General features: G+C 32.7%; 1 protein-coding gene. It reads right to left on the bottom strand.

Annotated features, from left to right (window positions below):
* Nucleotides 1–214 (bottom strand): sugar transferase (locus tag I6E26_RS11070; RefSeq protein WP_235321880.1); only part of this gene is annotated, 214 nt, incomplete at its 3' end.
* Between the last annotated feature and the right edge of the window lie 389 nt (nt 215–603).

The raw sequence follows: 603 nt of genomic DNA on the forward strand, positions 1-603 counted from the left end.
ACATAGAACGAAATTTGTAACACAAAAAAGTTCTGCCTGACTTGCCTATACGATAGTCATTGAAAAATACCTTACCTGGACTCTCCACCTTGATACATATAGCAACCAATGCCATTATCAGCAACACCAATGGAAGCATTGACAAGCATATAATCAAATCCAAACCTCGTTTTACATAGTCCTGCTTTTCATTTCTCAATTCACTAAATCCCATATCTCCCAAATTCTTCTCTCCTAGGTGTATATTTACTTTTAAGTTATTAAACTTATTTTCACTTTCTAATATACTATCACATTTATCCCACATCTAGCAAGGCATTAGAGCGTTTCTTTCAAAATTAGAGCAAAATGCCTTATACATTTTCTACTCACATATTTTTCTGTTAGAGTTATGGTAATTTCACTTATACTAAAAATGCCGCCCCAAATATGAGACGACATTTAAGTTGTGCCCAGAATGGGCATAAAAAAACCTTTGCAAAAATAAACTTACAAAGGATTTACAAAAGCCTATGTAACACATCATAAGGGAGCATATAATTCCAGTTTCTCAGATGAAGTAATTACTATAAAAAACAATCAACAATTTAGAAAAACTTCCAC

Source organism: Anaerovibrio lipolyticus (genome assembly GCF_021531495.1).
In the GTDB taxonomy this organism is placed as follows: Bacteria; Bacillota; Negativicutes; order Selenomonadales; family Selenomonadaceae; genus Anaerovibrio.